Source organism: Myxococcus dinghuensis (assembly GCF_024198235.1).
GTDB lineage: Bacteria > Myxococcota > Myxococcia > Myxococcales > Myxococcaceae > Myxococcus > Myxococcus dinghuensis.
In genome coordinates this window covers 1-18,531 of sequence record NZ_JAKCFB010000037.1, presented here as the reverse complement: position 1 = coordinate 18,531, position 18,531 = coordinate 1, and the positions used below count along the sequence as shown (strand labels likewise).

Here is an 18,531-nt window from a genome sequence, read left to right as displayed (position 1 = left end):
TCGCGAGTCGTCTTCCGTGATGAAAGGCAAGTAACCGTGGCCAAGCAGCACCTGCTCCTGGTGGATGGAGACGCGAAGAGCCTCCGCGTCATGGAGGTCAGCCTCAAGAAGGCTGGCTTCTCCGTGACGACGGCCATTCACGGCAAGGATGCGATCGAGAAGGTGCAGATCAGCCCGCCGGATCTGGTGCTCGCGGACACCAAGATGCCGGAGATGGACGGCTTCGAGCTGTGCAAGGCGCTCAAGTCGGATGAGCGCTTCAAGTTCATCCCGTTCGTCTTCCTGACCAGCCAGAAGTCCGTCGAGTTCAAGGTGCGCGGCCTGGAACTCGGTGGCGACGACTACCTGACGAAGCCGATCTACATCAAAGAGATCGTCACCCGCGTGAAGATGATCCTCCAGAAGGCGGAGAAGGAGAGGATCGAGAAGCGGGAGACGACCAAGGGCGGCTTCGGCGGCAGCCTCGCGGACATGGGCGTCGTGGACCTGGTCCAGACGTTCGAGATCGGCCGCAAGACGGGCGTCATCTCCATCCAGGGCGAGCGCACCGGCACCGTCTATTTCAAGGAGGGTCGCGTCATCGACGCGGAGCTGGGCCGGCTCAAGGGCGAGAACGCCTTCTACCGGCTGCTCAATACCTTCGAGGGACAGTTCGACGTCCAGTTCACCTCGCTGGACCGGCCCGAGCGCATCGAGATCTCCACGCAGGGCCTGTTGATGGAGGGCATGCGGCGCCTCGACGAGTGGGGCCGCATGCTCGAGCAGTTGCCTCCGCTGGAGACGGTGTTCGAGATCGACTACCACCAGCTCGCCGACCGGCTCTCGGAGATTCCGGACGAGGTGAACGGCCTCTTGCGCCTGTTCGACGGCAAGCGCGCGCTGAGCCGCGTGGTGGAGGACTCGGACTTCGAGGACCTGGCCGCGCTGGGCATCATCAGCAAGCTCTACTTCGAGGGCCTCATCCGCGAGCTGGGCAATGCCCCGCTGGAGCCGGTGCAGAGCAGCAAGCCCGGTATCGAGCAGTGGCTCAACGCCTCTCCGCCGCCGAGCGCGCCCGTGGAGCCCGCCCCGGTCGCGCCGCAGCCCGTCGCCGCGCCCGTGGAGCCGGAGCCGCCGCCCGCCGTCGTCGCCGTCGAGGCGCCGCCCGCGCGCCCCATGCCGCCGAGTGTCCTCGCTCCGCCCGCGGGAGTGGAGGAGGAGCCGGTCGAACCCGTCGAGGCCCCGGTCGAGCCCCGCCCGGTGGCGCCGGCCGCCGTGGTCGTCTTCCCGGCGCGTCCCAAGCGCTTCCTTGGCGGAGGCAACGCGGAGGAGGATCCGGAGGCCCCCACGCTGCCGCCCACCGTGGCGGAGGGGTCGTCGTTCCTCGTCGAGCCGCCTCCGGCCCACCGCGCGGTGGAGCACGCGCACCGCAGCCTGTTGCTCGACTGGAGCCGGGTCGACACCGAGGGCATCAGCGCGCCCACCACGTGGGGCCCCGCGTCCGGGTGGGCCCCGGGCCCGCGTGCCTTCCAGGCGTCCGGAGCGCAGCCGGTCGGGGTTCCCGCCGCGAGCGCGTTCGCCCCCGAGCCGACGTCGTCCCCGCGCGCGCCCATCTTCGGCGGCGCCGCCGTGGGCCCCAATCCGTTCCCGCCCGTGCCCCCGCCGACGCCGGCACCGCCCTCGTCCGAGGTGACGCTGGTGAGTGGCCAGGAAGGGCCGGCCGTGGACATCGACCCGGTCGCCGAGGTCGAGGAGGTCCCGGTCCCCGCGCCGCAGCAGCTCGCGCTGCCGCCCTATCCGGGGCACGGCGCACCAGAGCGCCCCGCGCCGGTCGTCACCGAGGAGCCGCCGACGCCGACGGCCCCGCTGACCCTGGCTCCGGTCCCGGCCCCCGTGTCCGCCGCGCCGACGCCCGTGGTCGCGCCGACGCCCGGGGTCACCCCGTCTCCACAGCCCGCGCCCCAGCCGGCGCCCACGGTCGCGGAGGACGTGGCGGCCGTGCGTCCGAAGCGCACGGGGCTCTATGTCGGCGTGGGGCTCGTCCTCATCGCCGCCGTCGCCGCGGTGCTGATGTTCGGCCGGGGGGAGCCGCCCGCCGACGCCGCGCCCGTCCAGAGCTCGAACGTCGCGGCGCCCGGGTCGCAGGCGTCCTCCACGAACACGAAGACACCCACGCCGCCGGAGTCGGTGAAGACGCCGGAAGGAACGACCGCCGCACCGGAGCCGGACGCGGGGCAGGCCGTGGCCCAGCCGCCGCCCACCACGTCGAGCCCGGACTCGGGGGCGGCCATCGTCGAGGCGCCCGTCGCCACGGGGGCGGACTCGGGGACGGCCGGGGTCCAGGCGCTGCCCACGGCGAGCGCGGACGCCGGGGGCGCGGTCGTCGAGGCGCCGCCCCAGGTCAATCCGGAGGAGCGCTTCGCCCAGCTCATGAAGCAGGCGCGCAGCGCCACGGTGGGCAACCGCCACAAGGCCGCGGCGTCCAACTACCGCGAGGCCCTCAAGCTCAAGCCCGCGTCGATCGAGGCCAAGGAGGGCCTGGGCATCGCGCTGGTGAACGGCTTCGAGTCGGAGGGCGCGTTCCGGGAGGCGGCGAAGCTGCTGGGCGACGTCGTCCGGGAGGACGACAAGAACTCCCGCGCCTGGCTGTCGCTGGGCATGGCCTTCCAGTCCACCGGGCGGAATACCCAGGCGGCGGAGGCCTATAAGAAGTATCTGTTGCTGGAACCCACGGGGGCTTCCGCCAAAGAGGTCCGCTCGATTCTGGATACCATCGGAAAGTGAGCAGGCGGCGGAGCGGTCCGCCCCCGTCTCTGGAAGTGAAGTGAGTCGCCTTGCTCGTCCTCGGTCTGGAAACCTCCTGTGATGAGACCGCCGCCGCCGTCGTCGAGGACGGCCGTCGCGCGCTGTCGGACGTCGTCTCCACCCAGGTGGACATCCACCGTCGCTGGGGCGGGGTGGTGCCGGAGCTGGCCTCCCGCAACCACATCGTCCAGGTGATGCCGGTCGTCCACGAAGCCCTGTCACGCGCGGGCAAGACGCTCGACGACATCGACCTCATCGCCGTCACGTCCGGCCCCGGCCTCATCGGCGCGCTGCTCGTGGGGCTGCAGGTGGCCAAGGGGCTGAGCCTCGCCACCGGCAAGCCCTTCGTCGGCGCCAACCACCTGGAGGGCCACCTGCTGGCCATCCGCCTGCTGGAGGACGCGCCGGAGCCGCCGTTCCTGGGGCTGGTGGTCTCCGGGGGCCACACCAGCCTCTACGAGGTGAAGGCCTTCGGTCAGTACCGGCTGGTGGGCAGCACCCGCGACGACGCGGCCGGCGAGGCGTACGACAAGACGGCGCGCATCCTCGGGCTGCCGTACCCCGGCGGGTTGCCCATCGACCAGTTGGCGCAGCAGGGGGACCCGGAGGCCATCCGGTTCCCTCGCGCGCTGCCGGGCGACAACTTCGACGTGTCCTTCTCCGGCCTGAAGACGGCGGTGCTGCACCACGTGCAGAAGCACGGCGTGCCGCAGGGGCAGGCGCTGTCGGACCTGTGCGCGTCCTTCCAGGAGGCGGTGGCGGACGTGCTGTCCAAGAAGCTCGTCGCCGCCGCGCGCCGGCTGGGCCACAAGCACCTGGTGCTGTGCGGCGGCGTGGCGGCCAACTCCCGGCTGCGGGCGCTGTGCAAGCAGCGCGCGGAGGAGCGGGGGCTGCGGATGTTCCTGCCGCCCGTGCGGTTGTGCACGGACAATGGCGCGATGATCGCCGTGGCGGGGTATGAGGCGTGGCGACGGGGCCTTCGTGGGGACTTCCGCCTGGCGGCGGACCCCGCGTGGCGCATGTGAGCGAGGGACATCCGGTGGAATCGCCAAGAGACATCCTCAAGCGGCACGGCCTGCGCGCCAAGTACAGTTGGGGCCAGAACTTCCTCGGGGACGAGGACGCGCTGGAGGCCATCGCGGACGCGCTGCACCTGCGCGAGGGCGAGCCCGTGGTGGAGCTGGGCCCCGGCCTGGGCCACCTGACGCGCTTCCTCGCCGCCACCGGCGCCCGCGTCACCGCGGTGGAGCGCGACCGGGACATGGTGACGGTGCTGGAGAAGGAGGCCATCCCCGGCGTGCGCGTGGTGGCCGGCAACGCGGCCACCGTGGACTTCGCGCAGGTCGCGGGCGCGCCCGACGTCGCCGTCGCGGGCAACCTGCCGTACCACCTGACGAGCCCCATCCTCTTCCGGGTGCTGGAGCAGCGCGCGCACGTCTCGCGCGCGGTGTTCACGCTCCAGAAGGAGGTCGTGGAGCGGCTGGCCGCTGCGCCGGGCTCGCGCGACTACGGCCTGCTCACGGTGCTGCTCGGCCTGCACTTCGACGCGGAGAACGTCCTCACGCTGGAGGCGTGGCGCTTCCACCCGCCGCCGAAGGTGGACTCCGCGGTGCTGTCGCTCACCCGCCGCGCCGCGCCGCGCGCGCCCATCGTCGACGAGGCGCGCTTCACCCGCGTCGTGAAGGCGTCGTTCGCCCAGCGCCGCAAGACGCTGCTCAACTCCCTCAAGTCCGACAAGACGCTGGCGCCGCCGGACGTGCTGCTCGCCGCGCTGGAGACGGCGGGCATCGACCCGCAGCGCCGCGCGGAGACGCTCGCGCCGGAGGAGTTCGCCGCCATCGAGCGCGCGCTCGGTTCCGTGGTGCCGGGCGCGCCCGCGCCGGAGGCCCGGACGGAGGACGCGGAGGAGTAGGGGAGGGGCGCGCGGGCCCTACCGGCCGCGCTGCCCGAGCGCCTGGAGCAGCCCACCCTGCTGCTCCAGGTAGGCGCGGAACTCCGCCTCCGGGATGCGCATCCGGGCGAGCACGCCGCGGAGGATGTCGTCCACGGTGCCGTCCTTGCGACGCTTGAGCTCGAGGGCCGTCTTGAGGAGGACCACGCCATAGAGCGGGTCCGGCTCCACGACGGGTGCGGCCGGCGCCTTGGGCGTGGTGCTCTGGCGGGCCTCTTCGAGGCGCACCACCGTCTTCACCCGCTGCCTGCCGCTCATGTCCGGAGACCACCCCGCGCACACGCCATGGAATCGCGGCGGACCGTAGGGGATGCCCTCCGGAGCGTCAAGCGAGCCCTGGGGTTTCACGTCCCGGGAGGTCCGTGGAAAATTGCCGGACGCGCGCGGTCCATGTTGTGTTATCCGCGCGTCCGCGAGGCCGCGCGACACGAACGCGCGCGGCGGGTCGCACTGTGCATTCCGGGTCGGGAGGCCTCGGCGGATGGACTACCGCTACATCGTGGTCGAGGGGCCCATCGGCGTGGGCAAGACGTCTCTCTCCAACATCCTCTCCGAGCGCCTGAGTGCCCGGCGCGTCCTGGAGGTGGTGGAGGAGAACCCGTTCCTCTCCAGCTTCTACACGGACCGGCAGAAGTTCGCGTTCCAGACGCAGATCTTCTTCCTCCTGTCGCGCTTCCGGCAGCAGCAGGAGCTGTTCCAGCAGGACCTCTTCCGCTCCGTCACGGTCAGCGACTACCTGTTCGCCAAGGACCGCATCTTCGCCCACCTCAACCTCGACGCCCACGAGCTGGCCCTCTACGAGCGCGTCTTCGAGGCGCTCGGGCCCCGCGTCACCAAGCCGGACGTCGTCGTCTACCTCCAGGCCCGCCTCGACGTGCTCCTGTCGCGCATCAAGAAGCGCGGCCGCGAGTTCGAGCGCAAGTTCGACTCCGCGTATCTGGAGGGGCTCGTCCACGCGTACAACACCTTCTTCTCCCACTACACGGAGACCCCCCTCCTCGTGGTGGACACCTCCGACATCGACTTCGTGAACAACGAGGCAGATCGGGAAGACCTGCTGACGGCCATCTCGAAGGCGACGTCCGGGGTCCAGCACTACGTGCCGAAGGGGTCCCGCCGGGCCTGATTCCAGGCTCCTGGCGGGTCGTCCGCTCGAAGTCGCCCCATGCGCGTCGCGAGGGCGTTAGAGTGCGGGCGTCGGTCGCATGGCCTCCGGCGATCCCCGGCAGGGGACGGCGAGGGGCATGGGACCGGCGATGCCGTTCCACCCTTACCCTCAGGAGGTGAACCGTGAAGGACAAGGTCACCATCCACACGCTGAAGCGCTTCAAGCAGATCGGTCAGAAGATCTGCATGGTCACTGCCTACGACGCCACGTTCGCCCACATCCTCGACCAGTCGGGGGCGGACGTCCTGCTCGTGGGGGACTCGCTGGGCATGGTCATCCAGGGCCACGAATCCACGCTCCCGGTGACGATGGACCAGATGGTCTACCACACGGCCATGGTCGCCCGCGGTTCGCGCCGGGCCCACGTCGTGGCGGACCTGCCGTTCATGAGCTACCAGGTCTCCGTCCAGGATGCGGTGCGCAACGCGGGTCGCCTGGTGAGCGAGGGCGGCGCCGGAAGCGTGAAGCTGGAGGGTGGCGCCGAGTTCGCGGACACGGTGCGGGCCATCGTCCGCGCGAGCATCCCCGTCATGGGGCACCTGGGCCTGACGCCCCAGTCGGTGCACAAGATGGGCGGCTACGTCGTCCAGGGCCGTGACGAGGAGCAGGCGCGCAAGATTCTCGACGACGCGCTCGCCCTGGAGGCCGCCGGGGCCTACGCGCTGGTGCTCGAGGGCGTGCCGCTGGAGCTGGCGCGCACCATCACCCAGAGCCTGAGCATCCCCACCATCGGCATCGGCGCGGGGCGTCACTGCGACGGGCAGGTGCTGGTCTGCTACGACCTGCTGGGCATGAACCCGGACTTCAAGCCGAAGTTCGTCAAGCGCTTCGCCAACCTGCACGGCGCCATCACCGACGCGGCGGGCGCGTACTTCTCCGAGGTCCGCGACGGCGTGTTCCCGGACGAGGACCACTCCTTCAAGGCGACCAAGGGCATCCGCCTGCTGACGCCGGAGGGGGGGGCCAAGCTCCCCGCGCCGGAGGCCGCGGCCGAGGGTGAGAAGGAGAAGGTCGGCCCCATCTACGGGATTCCGGTCTGAGCATGGCGCCCGTCGTCCTGCGCAGTGTGGAGGAAGTGAAGGCGTGGGCGACGGGCTTGCGCCGTGAGGGGCGCCGGCTCGCGCTGGTGCCCACCATGGGGTACCTGCACGAAGGGCACCTCTCGCTCATCCGCGAGGGGCGCCGTCGTGTGGACGCGGTGGCGGCTTCCATCTTCGTCAACCCCACCCAGTTCGGTCCCCGGGAGGACCTGTCGCGCTACCCGCGCGACTTCGAGGGGGACCTGGCCAAGTGCGCCTCCGCGGGCGCCGAGGCCGTCTTCGCGCCCACGCCGGAGGTGATGTACCCCTCTGGCTACCAGACGTACGTGGAGGTGACGGAGGTGAGCCAGGGGCTGTGCGGCGCCCGGCGTCCCGGCCACTTCCGGGGCGTGGCCACCATCGTCACCCAGCTCCTGTCCCTCTTCCGGCCCGACGTGGCCCTCTTCGGGGAGAAGGACTACCAGCAGCTCCAGGTCATCCGCGCCCTCAACCGGGACCTGCACCTGGGCGCGGAAATCGTCGGGATGCCGACGATTCGCGAGGCCGACGGTCTGGCGATGAGCAGCCGGAATGCCTACCTGTCCGCCGAGGAACGGCAGCGGGCGCTCTCGCTCTCTCGGGGGCTGCGCGCCGCGGTGATGCTGCTCCAAGGAGGGACCCGGGACGCCCAGGCGTTGGTGGGCGCCGTCCGACACGAGCTGTCGCAGGCGGGACTTCGCGAGGACTATGTGGAGCTGGTCGACGCGGAGCGGCTCACCCCGCTCGCCTCGGTGGCTCCCGGGCAGGCGGCGCGCCTGCTGGTGGCTGCCTTCAGCGGCGCCACACGCCTCATCGACAACATGCAACTCGGCGGTTAGGAGACCCAGGACACGTATGGCATCGGGTGGAAAGTCGAAGGGACCGGGCGGAGAGTCCGGCGTGAGGGTCATCGCCGAGAACCGGCGTGCGCGCTTCGACTACACCGTCGACGAGAAGCTGGAGGCGGGTCTGGAGCTCACGGGGAGCGAGGTGAAGTCGCTGCGAGAAGGGGTGGCCAACCTCTCGGACGCCTATGCGCTCCCCAAGGGCAGTGAGCTGTTCCTGCTCAATGCCCACATCGGCTCCTACCGCGCCGCCAGCGTGTTCGACCACCTGCCCACCCGGGGCCGGAAGCTGTTGATGCACCGGGCGGAAATCGACCGGTGGACCACCAAGGTGCGGGAACGCGGGTATTCCATCATCCCGCTGCTGCTGTATTTCAAGAAGGGGCGCGCCAAGGTGGAGCTCGGGCTCTGCCGGGGCAAGACGCACGAAGACCGGCGCCACGACATCAAGGAGCGGGAGACGAAGCGGGAGATGGACCGGGCCATGCGTCGCCGTTGAGCGGCGAGTGGCCTGGCGCTCCTCGCGGGAACGCGGATGGACGACAAGAAGGATCTCGACAAGAAAGAGCGGCTGTTGGCCGCGCTGGACCAGGGGATGGTGATGATCCACCTGGATGCGCGCCGGCCCGGCGTGCTCGTTCCCGCTTCCCTCCGGAATGAGTCGCACCTGCGCCTGAACCTCTCCTATCGCTTCGACCCACCCGACCTCACGGTGGGGGAGTGGGGCGTGCGCAGCACGCTGAGCTTCTCCGGCTCGCGCTTCAAGGTCGCGGTGCCGTGGTCGGCGCTGTTCGCCATCGCCAGCCACGTGACGAAGGAGTCGTGGATGTACCTGGAGGACATGCCACCGGAGCTGCTGCAGCAGGCCCCGGGCGCGCGTCCCGCGCCGCAGCCGGCGCCCACCCCGGTGCCCGCGGCCGCCGGCGAGCGGCCCCGCACGATGCTGCGCGAGGTCCCCTGCGAGCCCCACGACGAGGCGCCGTCCGCGCCGCCTCCGCCGGAGGTCCCTCCCGAGGGGCCGAAGGACGACTCGCCTCCGCCCCGTCGAGGCCACCTGCGCCTCGTGAAGTGAGGCGCGGCGTTCCCCTCCGCGCCGGATGTCCCTGGCGCCGCGGCCCCTTCCTCGAGGGGGCCTCGCGGCTCAGCGCTGGAGCTTCACCTCGAGCCGCGTGGCCTGTCCGCCCGGGAAGGTCCCCTGCCACGTGCGGTAGCCCTTGAGCTTCACCTGCACGGGGACGGTGCCCTCGGGGTAGAGGTTGTCGAGCGCGAGCGGCGTCGTGCCCACGGACTTGCCGTCGACGAGGACGGTCGCGCCGGTGGGCTCGCTCAGCAGCATGAGCACGGGGGCCGCCATCGCCATGGGGCGGTCCATGGAGGCCATCAACCGCCCCGACACGGTGTGGCGGTGAGGCCAGAGCCACACGCTCCCCCCAACGGCCAACGCCACGCCGAGCAGCGCGACGGCGTATCGTCCCCAGGGGCGTCGCGTGGACACGGGCGCGTCCCAGTCGCTCTCGGGTCGGGGCGCGCGCTCCTCCAGTTGGAGGTCATCCGCGCCGGCGCTCGACACGCTCGGCGCGGTGCTGTGAGCGGCCATCGCCGCCACGCTGTCCGCCAGGGAGAGGGTCGGTGAGGCGGGCAGGTCTGAAAGGGCCTGTCCCCCGGGGGAGGCGAGGCCGGCCCCCGCGCGCGCCGGGACGGTCTCCCGAGGCCCGAAGGCCGCGAAGCGCTCCGTGTTCCAGGGGAGAGGCGCCTGGGGGCCGTTCGATGCGCTCGGGGACGTGTCTGCCTGTGCTTGGGAACGCGCACCTCGGGCAACGTGTGGGACCGCGCCGCTGGCCACGGTGCCGCACGCGGCGCACGGCGCATTCGAACCGGAGCGAGGCGTGCCGCAGCGGGCACAGCGCTGAACGAGTCGTCCGCTCGCGCTCAGCTCGGTGCCCGGGATGTCGAACGGCTCGTCCACGTCCACCGCGAGGCCCGGCGCGGCTTCATGTCCGTATGGCGGAGCTGGCGCGCGGGCCGGGGCGTCTCCCTCGCCATCACCCACTTCCTTGAACGTGGGGGGAAGCCCCAGCGACTCGAGGAACGCGGCGAGGGTGTGCGTGCTCGCGGGCTCGCCGGACTGGGCGAGCCATCGCGCCAGCACCTCCGCGAGCCACTCCGTCGAGGGGAATCGGTGCTCGGGCGCGCGCGCCAGCATGCGCTGGACGGCGGTGGCCAGGGGGGCGGGGACATCGGGGGGGAACGGCGCGGGGGCCTGGGTGAGGATGGCCAGGGAGATGGCGTGCGCGTCCGGCGAGGCGGAGGCGAACGGGTGCCGCCCGGTGAGCAGCTCGTGGAAGACGAGGCCCAGCGAGAACTGGTCGCTCTGCGCGGTGGCGGGCGCTCCCTCGAGGACCTCCGGCGCGGTGTAGGCCTCCTTGCCCTTGAAGAGGCCCGGCTCGGTGTGGGACAGGCCGCTCAGCCGGGCGATGCCGAAGTCCGTCACCTTCACCTCACCCTCGCGCGACACGAGGATGTTGGACGGGGACACGTCCCGGTGCGCCATCAGCAGCGGTTGCCCGTCGACGCGCTTGCGGTAGGCGTGGTGGAGCCCGGCCAGCGTCTGGAGGGTGATGAAGGTCGCCAGGTGGGGCGGGAAGCGGTGCCCCTGGCGCGTGGCCGCGCGCAGCAGCACGCCCAGGTCCCAGCCGTCCACCAGCTCCATCACCAGGAAGAGCCCCTCGGGGCCCTGGGCCACGTCGTGGACGGTCGCGATGTTCTGGTGCTGCAGGTGCGTGGCGAGCCGGGCCTCGGCCAGGAACATGCGCGCGATGTCGGGCTCGCGCGCCAGGTGGGGCAGCACACGCTTGATGGCGACGACGCGCTCGAAGCCCTCGGCGGCGCGGGCGACGCCGAGGAAGAGCTCCGCCATGCCTCCGGACGCGAGGGGCCTGACGAGCCGGTAGCGAGGGTTCACGTCGGGCCTCCGGGGGCGCGCTTCAGGTGAGGGGCTGGGTGACTTCGCGCAGCAGCTTCCAGGGGTAGATGCCGGTGGTGTGGCCGTCGCTGAAGGCGAACGTCAGCGCGTAGTTGCCCACCGGGTGGACCTGCCGGATGCGCAGGTCGCCGGGCACCTTCGCCGGGTCGAGCGTGCGCTTGTTCGTCCACTCGTCCACGCACCCGGCGCACGGGCACTGCTGGCGCAGCACCTGCGCGGAGGCGCTCGTCCGGGCGCCGTCGTCCCACGACAGCTCCAGGAGGGAGCCGTCCGGGGACAGACGGATGTCCGTCGCGGTGGCGGTGGGGGTGGCGGGCTTGATGCGGTCCCAGAAACTCAACGTGTCACCTTCCGAGGTCTCGACTGTACCGCGCCTCCCTATCACCGTTCCCACGCAAAGCGGCGCGAGGACGCGTCAGGAGGCGAGCTTGACGGGCTGCCGGTGGCCTTCCAGGCGGATGCCCTTCTTGGCCAGCACCCTGCGCAGCGCCAGCACCACCTGCGGGTCCAACTGCGCGCCGCTCAGGCTGTCGAGGATCTCCATCGCCTTCTCCAGCGGCATGGCCTTCTGGTACGGGCGGGTGGAGGTGCAGGCGTCGAAGGTGTCCGCGCACGCGACGATGCGGGCGAGCAGGGGGATGCCCTCGCCCTGGAGCTTGTCCGGGTAGCCCGTCCCGTCCCAGCGCTCGTGGTGGTGACGCACGCACGCGCGCACCGCGCCCAGGAAGGACACCGGCCCGATGATGGCGTCGCCGATGGCCGGGTGCTCGCGCATGATGGCCATCTCCTGGTCCGTCAGCCGCGACTGCTTGCAGAGGATGGACTCGACGATGCCGATCTTGCCGATGTCGTGGAGGATGCCGCCGTACTGCAACTGCCGCAGCTCGCGCTCGGTGAGGTTCATCTCCCGGCCGACCTCCACGGAGATGTCGCCCACGCGTTGGCTGTGGCCGCGCGTGTACGCGTCCTTCGAATCGATGGAGTTGGCGAGCGCGACGATGGTCTCCAGGTAGCCCTTCTCCAGGCTCTCGTAGAGGCCCCGGTTCTCCATGTCGTACGCGAGCAACTGCTTGCTCATGTAGTTGAACGTCAGCGCCAGCTCGCCCAGCTCGTTCTTCTGCGGGATGTTCACCTCCACCCCGAACTTCCCGCGCGCCAGCTCCATGGCGCCGTCGGTGAAGACCTTGAGGGGGCGGGTGAGGTTGCGCGAGAAGAGCGCGGCGAGCACCAGCGCCACGAGGATGGCCGCGCCCAGGCCCACGAAGATGCGGCGCTCCATCGTCTCCACCTGGCGGTAGGCGTGCTCCACCGGCTGTTCGGAGACGATGGCCCAGCCCGTCTCCGGCAGCACCGTGTAGGCCGCCACCACCGCGTCCCGCCCCTCGCCGAAGTTGCCGACGTGGAACGTCTCCGTCCCCAGGGGACTGGCGCGCTGGCGCAGCAGGTGCGCCACCGGGCTGCGCTGCGAGACGTCTCCTCCGAGCGCGGCCACGCCACCCCCGCCGACGATGAGGTGGCCCCTGGGGTCCGCCAGGTACGCGAAGCCCGTGCTGCCCACGCGCTCCTGCTCCAGCATCTGCCGGAGGCCCGCCAGCGACACGTCCGCCGCGATGAAGCCCTGGACCGGCTCGCCCACGGGGAAGGCCAGCGTCACCACCGGCTCGCCGCCGCCCTCGGCCACCGCGTCCGAGTAGCGCGGTCCCTCCATGCCGTTCAGCAGCGCCTGGGCCCGGGCCTCGTGCGCAGCGAGCGCGGAGGGCGACACGTCGTGGCGGGAGAACGCCTGGAGTCCGGGGAGCCGCTTGCCGTCGGCGCCGAAGACGGTGAGCGCGAGCACCTCGCGCCGTTGCGACAGCACGGCGCCCAGGTGTGTCTGCTGCGCCGTCGTGGAGAGGGTGAAGAAGTCCGGCACGCGGGCCAGCCCCATCACCGCCTCGGTGGGCTCGCCCAGGAAGATCTCCGCCTTCAGCCGGAGTTGTTTCACGCGCTCCTGCGCCAGCTCCTGCGCGTCGCGCACCAGCAGCTCGCGTGTGTCCGAGACGGACAGCCACCCCACCATCAGCGTGGGCACGATGCTGACCACCAGCATCAACAGCAGGATGGCCTTGAACAGACTCACGGCGCGACACCTCCGGGGACTACTGCCACTGGCCCTTCTGGACCTCGAGTTTGAGCTTGTCCGGCGCCAGTTCGAACAGCCGTGGCGCCGAGCGCTCCGACCTGCCCGCGCCGCCCACCGCGCGCACCGTCCACCGGTAGCGCCCCGCGGGCAGTAGCGGCAGCTTCAGCTCGGGCGCGGTCGACGCCTGGGCGAGGACGGGCGTGGGCTGTGCGTCGCGCAGCACCTCCACCTCGTAACGCTCCGCCCCGGCCACCGCCGCCCAGACGAGCTTCACGGGCCCCAGCTTCCCCTGGGCGTCCGCCCGTCGCTTCAGGAGCGCGCCCTCCGCGGGCTGCTCGGGGCGGGGGATGGCCGGCGGGGAGGGGGGCACGGTGGGCGGGTGGCCCTTCTCCACGGATACCGTCTCACCCGGGCCCACGGGCCGGGTGACACCCTCGGCCTCGACGCGCACCGGAGGGCCGCGGGTGACGGTGACGGTGGTGGTGCCCGCGTCCGGGTGGACCTGCACGGTGAAGGCGGACGCCTGGGGGGCGCCCGGGGCGGCCACCTGCGCGCCGGCGGCGTTGGCCGCCTCGGAGGCCTGGGGGTAGCGCGCGGCGCGGAAGTGCTCCTCGGCCGCCTTGAGCCGGGCGGTCGCCTCCGGGAGCCCCGGCGCGTCCTTGGCCTGGGCCAGCAGCGTGCGCGCGGTCTCCAGTGCCTTGAGGGCCAGCACCCGCTCCTGGCCGGGCAGCTTCAGCCGCGTGCCCTCCGCGACCGTGTCCGACGACAGGTTGTTGAGCGCGCGCAGCTCGGCCGCCGCCGCCGCGTCCCCGAGCACGCGCGTGGCCACCTCGCGCAACGACTCGTTGGCGCCCACCACCGTGGAGTCCTGCGCGGGGGTCAGGCCCAGCCACGCGACCAGGAGCAGTGCCGTCCTCATTGGAAGACAATCTCCCTTCCCGCCTGGATGGTGGCCGCCGGCGTGGTGACGGAAAGCGACTGGGTGGCGGGTCGCTCGACCTCCGCGTCGATGCGGCCGCGCAGCACCGTCAGGTCCGTGCGCGGGCGCCCCGGCCGGGGCCGCGTCTCCGCGATGCCGATGAGCGAGTCACCCCCCAGGTGAACGGTGCTGCCGTTGCCGGCGAAGACGAGGTCCGCGCCCGCGCCGGCCTCGGTGCGCACCTTGTCGTTCTCGTACAGGGGGACGTTGTCGCTGGCGGTGCTCCACTCGTCAGCCGTGGCGCGTTTGATCTGCACGCTGCCCTTGAGCCCCCGCAGGTGCGCGCGTGGCGCGGGCAGCGGCGCGGTGGCCGGGGCCGACGCCTCCGGCTTGTCCTCGGAGTCGCAGCCGAGTGGCGAAGCCGTGAGTGCGAGCGCGAGCAGCATGGAGAGCCAGCGTCGTCCAGTCACGAGAGGGGGTCCGTCCAGGAGGGGAATCCAGGAAGACCCTATGCTAATCCAAACGGCGGTGCTGGAGGCAGGGGAGGTTGCGGCGGACGCGGGCCTGCAGCTCCGGGTCCACCGGCGCCACCGCCAGCCCCTCGCCCTCCGACGCCCGTGCCGTGACGAGCCCCCAGGGGTCCACCACCATGGAGTGCCCGTACGTCTGCCGGTTGGCCGAGTGCCGGCCCCCCTGGGCGGGCGCCAGCACGTACGCCTGGTTCTCGATGGCCCGGGCCCGCAGCAGCACCTCCCAGTGGTCCTTGCCCGTCATCATCGTGAAGGCCGCCGGCACCGCGAGGAGCGTCGCCCCGTCCCGGGACAGCCGCCGGTACAGCTCCGGGAACCGCACGTCGTAGCAGACCGACAGCCCCAGCCGTCCCACCTCCGTCTCCGCCGCGACCACCTCCGTCCCCGGCGCCACCGCCGCGGACTCCTGATAGGTGGTTCCATCACCTACATCCACGTCGAACAGGTGCATCTTCCGGTAGGTGGCCAGCCGCGCGCCGTCCGGGCCGAAGAGGACGCTGGTGTTGTACAGCCGCCCGCCAGGCGCCCCGGATTCGAGCACGCTGCCCGCGAGCAGGGTGACGCGCAGCTCGCGCGCCAGCTGCGCCATGCGCGACAGGGTGGGGCCCTCCAACGTCTCCGCCGCCGCGGGGCGCTCGGGCTCCGGCCCCATCCAGGAGAAGTTCTCCGGCAGTCCCACCAGCCGGGCGCCCAGCTCGGCGGCGCGCCGGACGAGCCGGGTAGCGGCTTCCACGTTGTGGGCCTTGTCCGCGGTGGACACCATCTGGGCGGCGGCGATGAGGTGCATGGGCCCGTTATAACGCCCGCCCGGTGCGCGGAACCCCTGGGAATTCCTGGACCTGTTGTCCAGGTTTCACGGGGCGCTAGAGGGAGCGTCCTTCCTTTACACTCCGCTGGGGCGTGTGTTACGGACGCGCCCGACATTTTTCGATGTGCATCTCGAAAAGTGGGCCGCCGTGCCCGCTTTTCGCGTTTTTGGAGACTGGTTTCCCGGTTATGTCGGAGAAGAACCTCAAGCAGACGGTGGAGGAGCGGGCGAGCGCGGTGCTCGACCCCATCGTCGCGGGTGAAGGCCTGGAGCTCGTGGACCTGGAGTTCGTCCGGGAGCGGGAGGGTTGGGTTCTTCGCCTCTTCATCGACAAGCCGGGCGGACGGGTGGGACTGGACGAGTGCAGTCAGGTCTCCCGCGCGGTGGATCCGGTGCTGGACGTGGAGGACATCATCCCCCACGAGTACAGCCTGGAGGTCTCCAGCCCCGGGGTGGACCGGCCGTTGAAGAAGCCGGCGCACTTCGAGCGAGTGAAGGGGCAGAAGGTCAAGGTGAAGACGTTCGGCCCGGTGGGAGACCCGCCGCGCAAGAACTTCACCGGCACCCTCACCGGGGTGGCGGGCGACGGCATCTCGGTGGAGGTGGAGGGGGCCGGTACCTTCCACATCCACTTCAAGGACATCGCCAAGGCGAACCTGGAGTTCGAGTTCTAGACGTCGACATACAGGGTCCCCCTCCGCGCGGGGGCGGCCCGTGGACCCATTCAGGAGAACACCATGCCCACGCAGCAAGCCAACCCGAGCGTCAACCTCAACCTCGTCCTGGACCAGGTCGCCAAGGACAAGGGCATCGACCGGGCTGTGCTGATTGCCACCCTCGAGGACGCGATGAAGACCGCGGCCAAGAAGCACTTTGGCCAGGACCGCAACCTCGAGGCCAAGTACGACCCCGAGAAGGGCGTGGTGGAGTTGTTCCAGGCCATCACCGTCGTCGAGGAGATCACCGACCCCGTCCAGGCGGTGAACCAGATCACCCTCGCCGAGTCCCACAAGAAGGGCATGGAAGTGGAGCCGGGCGACGAGCTCGTGTTCCAGATCTTCTACCGTGACGAGGACGCCAACGAGGCCAAGGCCCAGGACGACCAGTACGGCGACATCCTCCGCCTGAAGACCTTCCGCCGCGGCTTCGGCCGCATCGCGGCGCAGACGGCCAAGCAGGTCATCCTGCAGCGCACGCGCGACGCGGAGCGCGAGAACGTCTTCAACGAGTACAAGGACCGCAAGAACGAGATCGTCACCGGCATCGCCCGCCGGTTCGAGCGCGGCAACATCATCGTCGACCTGGGCCGCGCGGAGGCGGTGCTGCCGGTGCGCGAGCAGGTCCCCCGGGAGACCTACCGCCCCGGCGACCGCGTCCAGGCGTACGTGCTGGACGTGCTGCGCGAGTCCAAGGGTCCCCAGATCGTCCTCAGCCGCGCCTCCGTGAACCTGCTCACCAAGCTGTTCGAGATGGAGGTGCCCGAAATCGCCGAGGGCATCGTCGTCATCGAGGCGGCGGCGCGCGAGCCGGGTGGCCGCGCGAAGATCGCCGTGTCCAGCCGCGACTCGGACGTGGATCCGGTGGGCGCGTGCGTGGGCATGAAGGGCAGCCGCGTTCAGGCGGTGGTGCAGGAGCTGCGCGGAGAGAAGATCGACATCGTCCCCTACGACGAGGACCCCGCCCGCTTCGTCTGCTCCGCCCTGGCCCCCGCGGAGGTCAGCCGCGTCATCATCGACGAGGCCAACCACGCCATGGAGCTCATCGTCCCGGACGACCAGCTCAGCCTGGCCATCGGCCGGCGCGGCCAGAACGTGCGCCTGGCGGCCCAGCTGACCGGCTGGAAGCTGGACATCAACAGCGAGAGCCGGGTCCGGGAGATGCGTGAGTTCGCCAACCGCTCGCTCGGCGCGCTGCCCGGGGTCAACGAGATGCTGGTGGAGACGCTCTACGCGCACGGCTTCCGCCAGGCGCGCGACATCGCGGACGCCAACCCGGAGATGCTGGCGCAGATCCCCGGCATGGACCCCGCGCGCATCCCCTCCATGCAGGAGGCCGCCCGGAAGCGGATGGTCGAAGATCAGGCGGAGCTGTCCCGCATGGATTATGAAAGGGAGCAGGCCCGGCTGGCCGAGGCCCGACGCCACCCCGACGAGCTGTCCCAGGCCGAACGCCTGGCGCGGGTGCGGGGCGTTGGGGAGAAGACCATCGAGCAGCTCGCGGCGTCCGGCTACCGCACGGTGGAGGACATCGCCAACGAGAAGGACCTCGCGAAGCTGGGCGACGTCCCGGGCGTGGGCATCAAGAAGGCCCGCCAGCTCAAGAGCGCGGCGGAAAACTACCTGGTGGAGGAAGCCAAGCTGCGCGCGGAGCTGAACGCCGAGCGCGGCGCCATGGCGGCGACTTCGGAAGGTGGCGCGGAAGCCACCAAGTCGCCGTAAGCTAGGACGAGAGGAGCGAGGACGTGGGGCGCCCGACCGGCCGCTCGGAGCCGGGTGAGCAGAGCGCGTGGTCAGGCCCGGTCCGGACGTGCGTCGGATGCGGGTCCAAGCGACCGCAGGCGGAGCTCACCCGGTTCGTGGTAGGGCCCGGTGGTGCGGTGGTGGTGGACAGGGAGCGGCGGCTGCCCGGACGGGGCGCCTACCTGTGCGGTGTCGGTTGTCTGACGGCAGCGCTGAAGCGGAAGGCCTTTGGAAGGTGCTTTCGCGGGAAGGCGGGGTTGGTAGACCCGTCGCAGCTCGGGCAAGCATGGGTGCTTGCGCCAGCGCCATGAGGGCGAAGGGGTGTTGGGGGGGAGTGGGTGTTAAGGACCACTCGCACACATTTTCGGGTTTGAGCTAGGGTGCTGCGCCCCGGAGTCGGCGGGTGCAGCAGGCCAACAAGGGCAATATGTCGAAGAAGCGCGTCCACGAAATCGCCAAGGAGCTCAAGGGCCACGGCATTGAGCTCGACAACAAGGAGGTCGTGACCGAACTTTCCGCGCTCGGTTACGACGTCAAGAGCCATTCGTCCTCCCTCGATGACGACCAGGCGACCGCCGCCGTCCAGAAGATCCTGGACAAGCGCAAGCCGAAGCAGGCCGCTCCACCCGTGACGGCGAAGGGGTTCGTGGTGCGCCGCAAGGTCGGCTCACCTTCCACTGGCGCCTCCTCGGAGGCGGGCCAGGAGTCCATGGGCAACGACCAGGTCGACACCTCGGTGTCCGACCAGTCGTTCGTCGCCGAGCCGTCCGCGGCCGCCGTGGCGGAGACCCCGCGCGCGCCCGAGCCGCCGGTGGAGGCCGCCCCGCGCGCGCCCGAGCCGTCGCCGGTCGCCGAGCCGCCTCCCGCGCCCGAGCCGCCGCCCGCCGTCGCCGCCCCGGTGGCG

At 71.2% G+C, this 18,531-nt stretch carries 19 protein-coding genes; 12 read left to right on the top strand and 7 right to left on the bottom strand.

What is annotated here, in order from left to right; all coding sequences use genetic code 11:
- Positions 1-36 precede the first annotated feature (36 nt).
- From LZ198_RS33320 to rsmA, 3 genes are read left to right on the top strand one after another with little or no spacing between them, the layout of a single operon-like run.
- Positions 37-2,763 carry a response regulator gene (locus tag LZ198_RS33320; protein ID WP_253976171.1) on the top strand — a complete coding sequence of 909 codons (2,727 nt, stop codon included), beginning with the start codon at positions 37-39 and terminating at the stop codon, positions 2,761-2,763.
- A 50-nt stretch (positions 2,764-2,813) separates the two neighbouring features.
- Positions 2,814-3,809 carry a tRNA (adenosine(37)-N6)-threonylcarbamoyltransferase complex transferase subunit TsaD gene (gene tsaD / locus LZ198_RS33315; RefSeq protein ID WP_253976170.1) on the top strand — a complete coding sequence of 332 codons (996 nt, stop codon included), beginning with the start codon at positions 2,814-2,816 and terminating at the stop codon, positions 3,807-3,809.
- Positions 3,810-3,823: 14 nt separating this feature from the next.
- Positions 3,824-4,696: a 16S rRNA (adenine(1518)-N(6)/adenine(1519)-N(6))-dimethyltransferase RsmA gene (rsmA, locus tag LZ198_RS33310; protein ID WP_253976169.1), complete on the top strand. Its 873-nt coding sequence runs from the start codon at positions 3,824-3,826 to the stop codon at positions 4,694-4,696.
- A gap of 18 nt (positions 4,697-4,714) precedes the next feature.
- Here the strand turns inward: rsmA and LZ198_RS33305 are convergent, their stop codons facing one another.
- Entirely contained in the window at positions 4,715-4,993 is a 279-nt protein-coding gene (locus tag LZ198_RS33305) for a hypothetical protein (protein ID WP_253976168.1), read from the bottom strand.
- Between the two features lie 223 nt (positions 4,994-5,216).
- On the opposite strand from LZ198_RS33305, the gene LZ198_RS33300 reads away from it, so the two are divergent.
- The 5 genes from LZ198_RS33300 (at position 5,217) to LZ198_RS33280 (ending at position 8,878) form a co-directional block, all read left to right on the top strand.
- Positions 5,217-5,861, top strand: coding sequence for a deoxynucleoside kinase (locus tag LZ198_RS33300; protein ID WP_253976167.1), 645 nt, complete (start codon positions 5,217-5,219; stop codon positions 5,859-5,861).
- A 164-nt stretch (positions 5,862-6,025) separates the two neighbouring features.
- Positions 6,026-6,943 carry a 3-methyl-2-oxobutanoate hydroxymethyltransferase gene (gene panB / locus LZ198_RS33295; RefSeq protein ID WP_253976166.1) on the top strand — a complete coding sequence of 306 codons (918 nt, stop codon included), beginning with the start codon at positions 6,026-6,028 and terminating at the stop codon, positions 6,941-6,943.
- 2 nt (positions 6,944-6,945) lie between these two features.
- Complete coding sequence (gene panC, locus LZ198_RS33290) at positions 6,946-7,800, top strand: pantoate--beta-alanine ligase (protein WP_253976165.1); 855 nt, start codon at positions 6,946-6,948, stop codon at positions 7,798-7,800.
- Between the two features lie 16 nt (positions 7,801-7,816).
- The gene (gene smpB, locus LZ198_RS33285; protein ID WP_253976164.1) at positions 7,817-8,305 is read left to right on the top strand and encodes an SsrA-binding protein SmpB; all 489 of its coding nucleotides are present in this window, start codon (positions 7,817-7,819) and stop codon (positions 8,303-8,305) included.
- 36 nt (positions 8,306-8,341) lie between these two features.
- On the top strand, positions 8,342-8,878 hold the full coding sequence (locus LZ198_RS33280; protein WP_253976163.1) for a ClpXP protease specificity-enhancing factor SspB: 537 nt from the start codon (positions 8,342-8,344) through the stop codon (positions 8,876-8,878).
- A gap of 69 nt (positions 8,879-8,947) precedes the next feature.
- Here the strand turns inward: LZ198_RS33280 and LZ198_RS43515 are convergent, their stop codons facing one another.
- The 6 genes from LZ198_RS43515 to LZ198_RS33250 all read right to left on the bottom strand — a co-directional run bounded on the left by LZ198_RS43515 (position 8,948) and on the right by LZ198_RS33250 (position 15,147).
- A complete protein-coding gene (locus LZ198_RS43515) occupies positions 8,948-10,768 on the bottom strand; it encodes a protein kinase domain-containing protein (RefSeq protein WP_253976162.1) in 1,821 nt (606 codons plus the stop codon).
- A gap of 22 nt (positions 10,769-10,790) precedes the next feature.
- On the bottom strand, positions 10,791-11,129 hold the full coding sequence (locus LZ198_RS33270; RefSeq protein ID WP_253976161.1) for a DUF971 domain-containing protein: 339 nt from the start codon (positions 11,127-11,129) through the stop codon (positions 10,791-10,793).
- A gap of 75 nt (positions 11,130-11,204) precedes the next feature.
- Positions 11,205-12,908, bottom strand: a complete 1,704-nt coding sequence (locus LZ198_RS33265) for an HD domain-containing phosphohydrolase (protein ID WP_253976160.1) — start codon at positions 12,906-12,908, stop codon at positions 11,205-11,207.
- Between the two features lie 19 nt (positions 12,909-12,927).
- Positions 12,928-13,830 (bottom strand): peptidoglycan-binding protein LysM, encoded by a 903-nt coding sequence (locus LZ198_RS33260; protein ID WP_253976159.1) that lies wholly within the window; start codon positions 13,828-13,830, stop codon positions 12,928-12,930.
- The gene (locus tag LZ198_RS33255; RefSeq protein ID WP_253976225.1) at positions 13,827-14,276 is read right to left on the bottom strand and encodes a FecR family protein; all 450 of its coding nucleotides are present in this window, start codon (positions 14,274-14,276) and stop codon (positions 13,827-13,829) included. Before LZ198_RS33255 ends, LZ198_RS33260 begins: the two co-directional genes overlap by 4 nt.
- A gap of 67 nt (positions 14,277-14,343) precedes the next feature.
- Positions 14,344-15,147, bottom strand: a complete 804-nt coding sequence (locus tag LZ198_RS33250) for a carbon-nitrogen hydrolase family protein (RefSeq protein ID WP_253976158.1) — start codon at positions 15,145-15,147, stop codon at positions 14,344-14,346.
- Positions 15,148-15,356: 209 nt separating this feature from the next.
- Here LZ198_RS33250 and LZ198_RS33245 point away from each other — a divergent pair, with 209 nt between their 5' ends.
- The 4 genes from LZ198_RS33245 to LZ198_RS33230 form a co-directional block, all read left to right on the top strand.
- Positions 15,357-15,842: a ribosome maturation factor RimP gene (locus LZ198_RS33245; RefSeq protein WP_253976157.1), complete on the top strand. Its 486-nt coding sequence runs from the start codon at positions 15,357-15,359 to the stop codon at positions 15,840-15,842.
- A gap of 63 nt (positions 15,843-15,905) precedes the next feature.
- Positions 15,906-17,606, top strand: coding sequence for a transcription termination factor NusA (gene nusA / locus LZ198_RS33240; protein ID WP_253976156.1), 1,701 nt, complete (start codon positions 15,906-15,908; stop codon positions 17,604-17,606).
- Positions 17,607-17,629: 23 nt separating this feature from the next.
- The gene (locus LZ198_RS33235; protein ID WP_323383171.1) at positions 17,630-17,938 is read left to right on the top strand and encodes a DUF448 domain-containing protein; all 309 of its coding nucleotides are present in this window, start codon (positions 17,630-17,632) and stop codon (positions 17,936-17,938) included.
- A 116-nt stretch (positions 17,939-18,054) separates the two neighbouring features.
- On the top strand, positions 18,055-18,531 hold a 477-nt coding region (locus LZ198_RS33230; protein ID WP_253976224.1), incomplete at its 3' end, for a translation initiation factor IF-2 N-terminal domain-containing protein.

Excerpts from the sequence above, each read along its gene's own strand:
- LZ198_RS33305 (WP_253976168.1), bottom strand. The coding sequence starts at position 4,993 with ATGAGCGGCAGGCAGCGGGTGAAGACGGTGGTGCGCCTCGAAGAGGCC.
- LZ198_RS33300 (WP_253976167.1), top strand. The coding sequence starts at position 5,217 with ATGGACTACCGCTACATCGTGGTCGAGGGGCCCATCGGCGTGGGCAAG.
- panC (WP_253976165.1), top strand. The coding sequence starts at position 6,946 with ATGGCGCCCGTCGTCCTGCGCAGTGTGGAGGAAGTGAAGGCGTGGGCG.
- smpB (WP_253976164.1), top strand. The coding sequence starts at position 7,817 with ATGGCATCGGGTGGAAAGTCGAAGGGACCGGGCGGAGAGTCCGGCGTG.
- LZ198_RS33280 (WP_253976163.1), top strand. The coding sequence starts at position 8,342 with ATGGACGACAAGAAGGATCTCGACAAGAAAGAGCGGCTGTTGGCCGCG.
- LZ198_RS33260 (WP_253976159.1), bottom strand. The coding sequence starts at position 13,830 with ATGAGGACGGCACTGCTCCTGGTCGCGTGGCTGGGCCTGACCCCCGCG.
- LZ198_RS33255 (WP_253976225.1), bottom strand. The coding sequence starts at position 14,276 with ATGCTGCTCGCGCTCGCACTCACGGCTTCGCCACTCGGCTGCGACTCC.
- LZ198_RS33250 (WP_253976158.1), bottom strand. The coding sequence starts at position 15,147 with ATGCACCTCATCGCCGCCGCCCAGATGGTGTCCACCGCGGACAAGGCC.
- LZ198_RS33245 (WP_253976157.1), top strand. The coding sequence starts at position 15,357 with ATGTCGGAGAAGAACCTCAAGCAGACGGTGGAGGAGCGGGCGAGCGCG.
- nusA (WP_253976156.1), top strand. The coding sequence starts at position 15,906 with ATGCCCACGCAGCAAGCCAACCCGAGCGTCAACCTCAACCTCGTCCTG.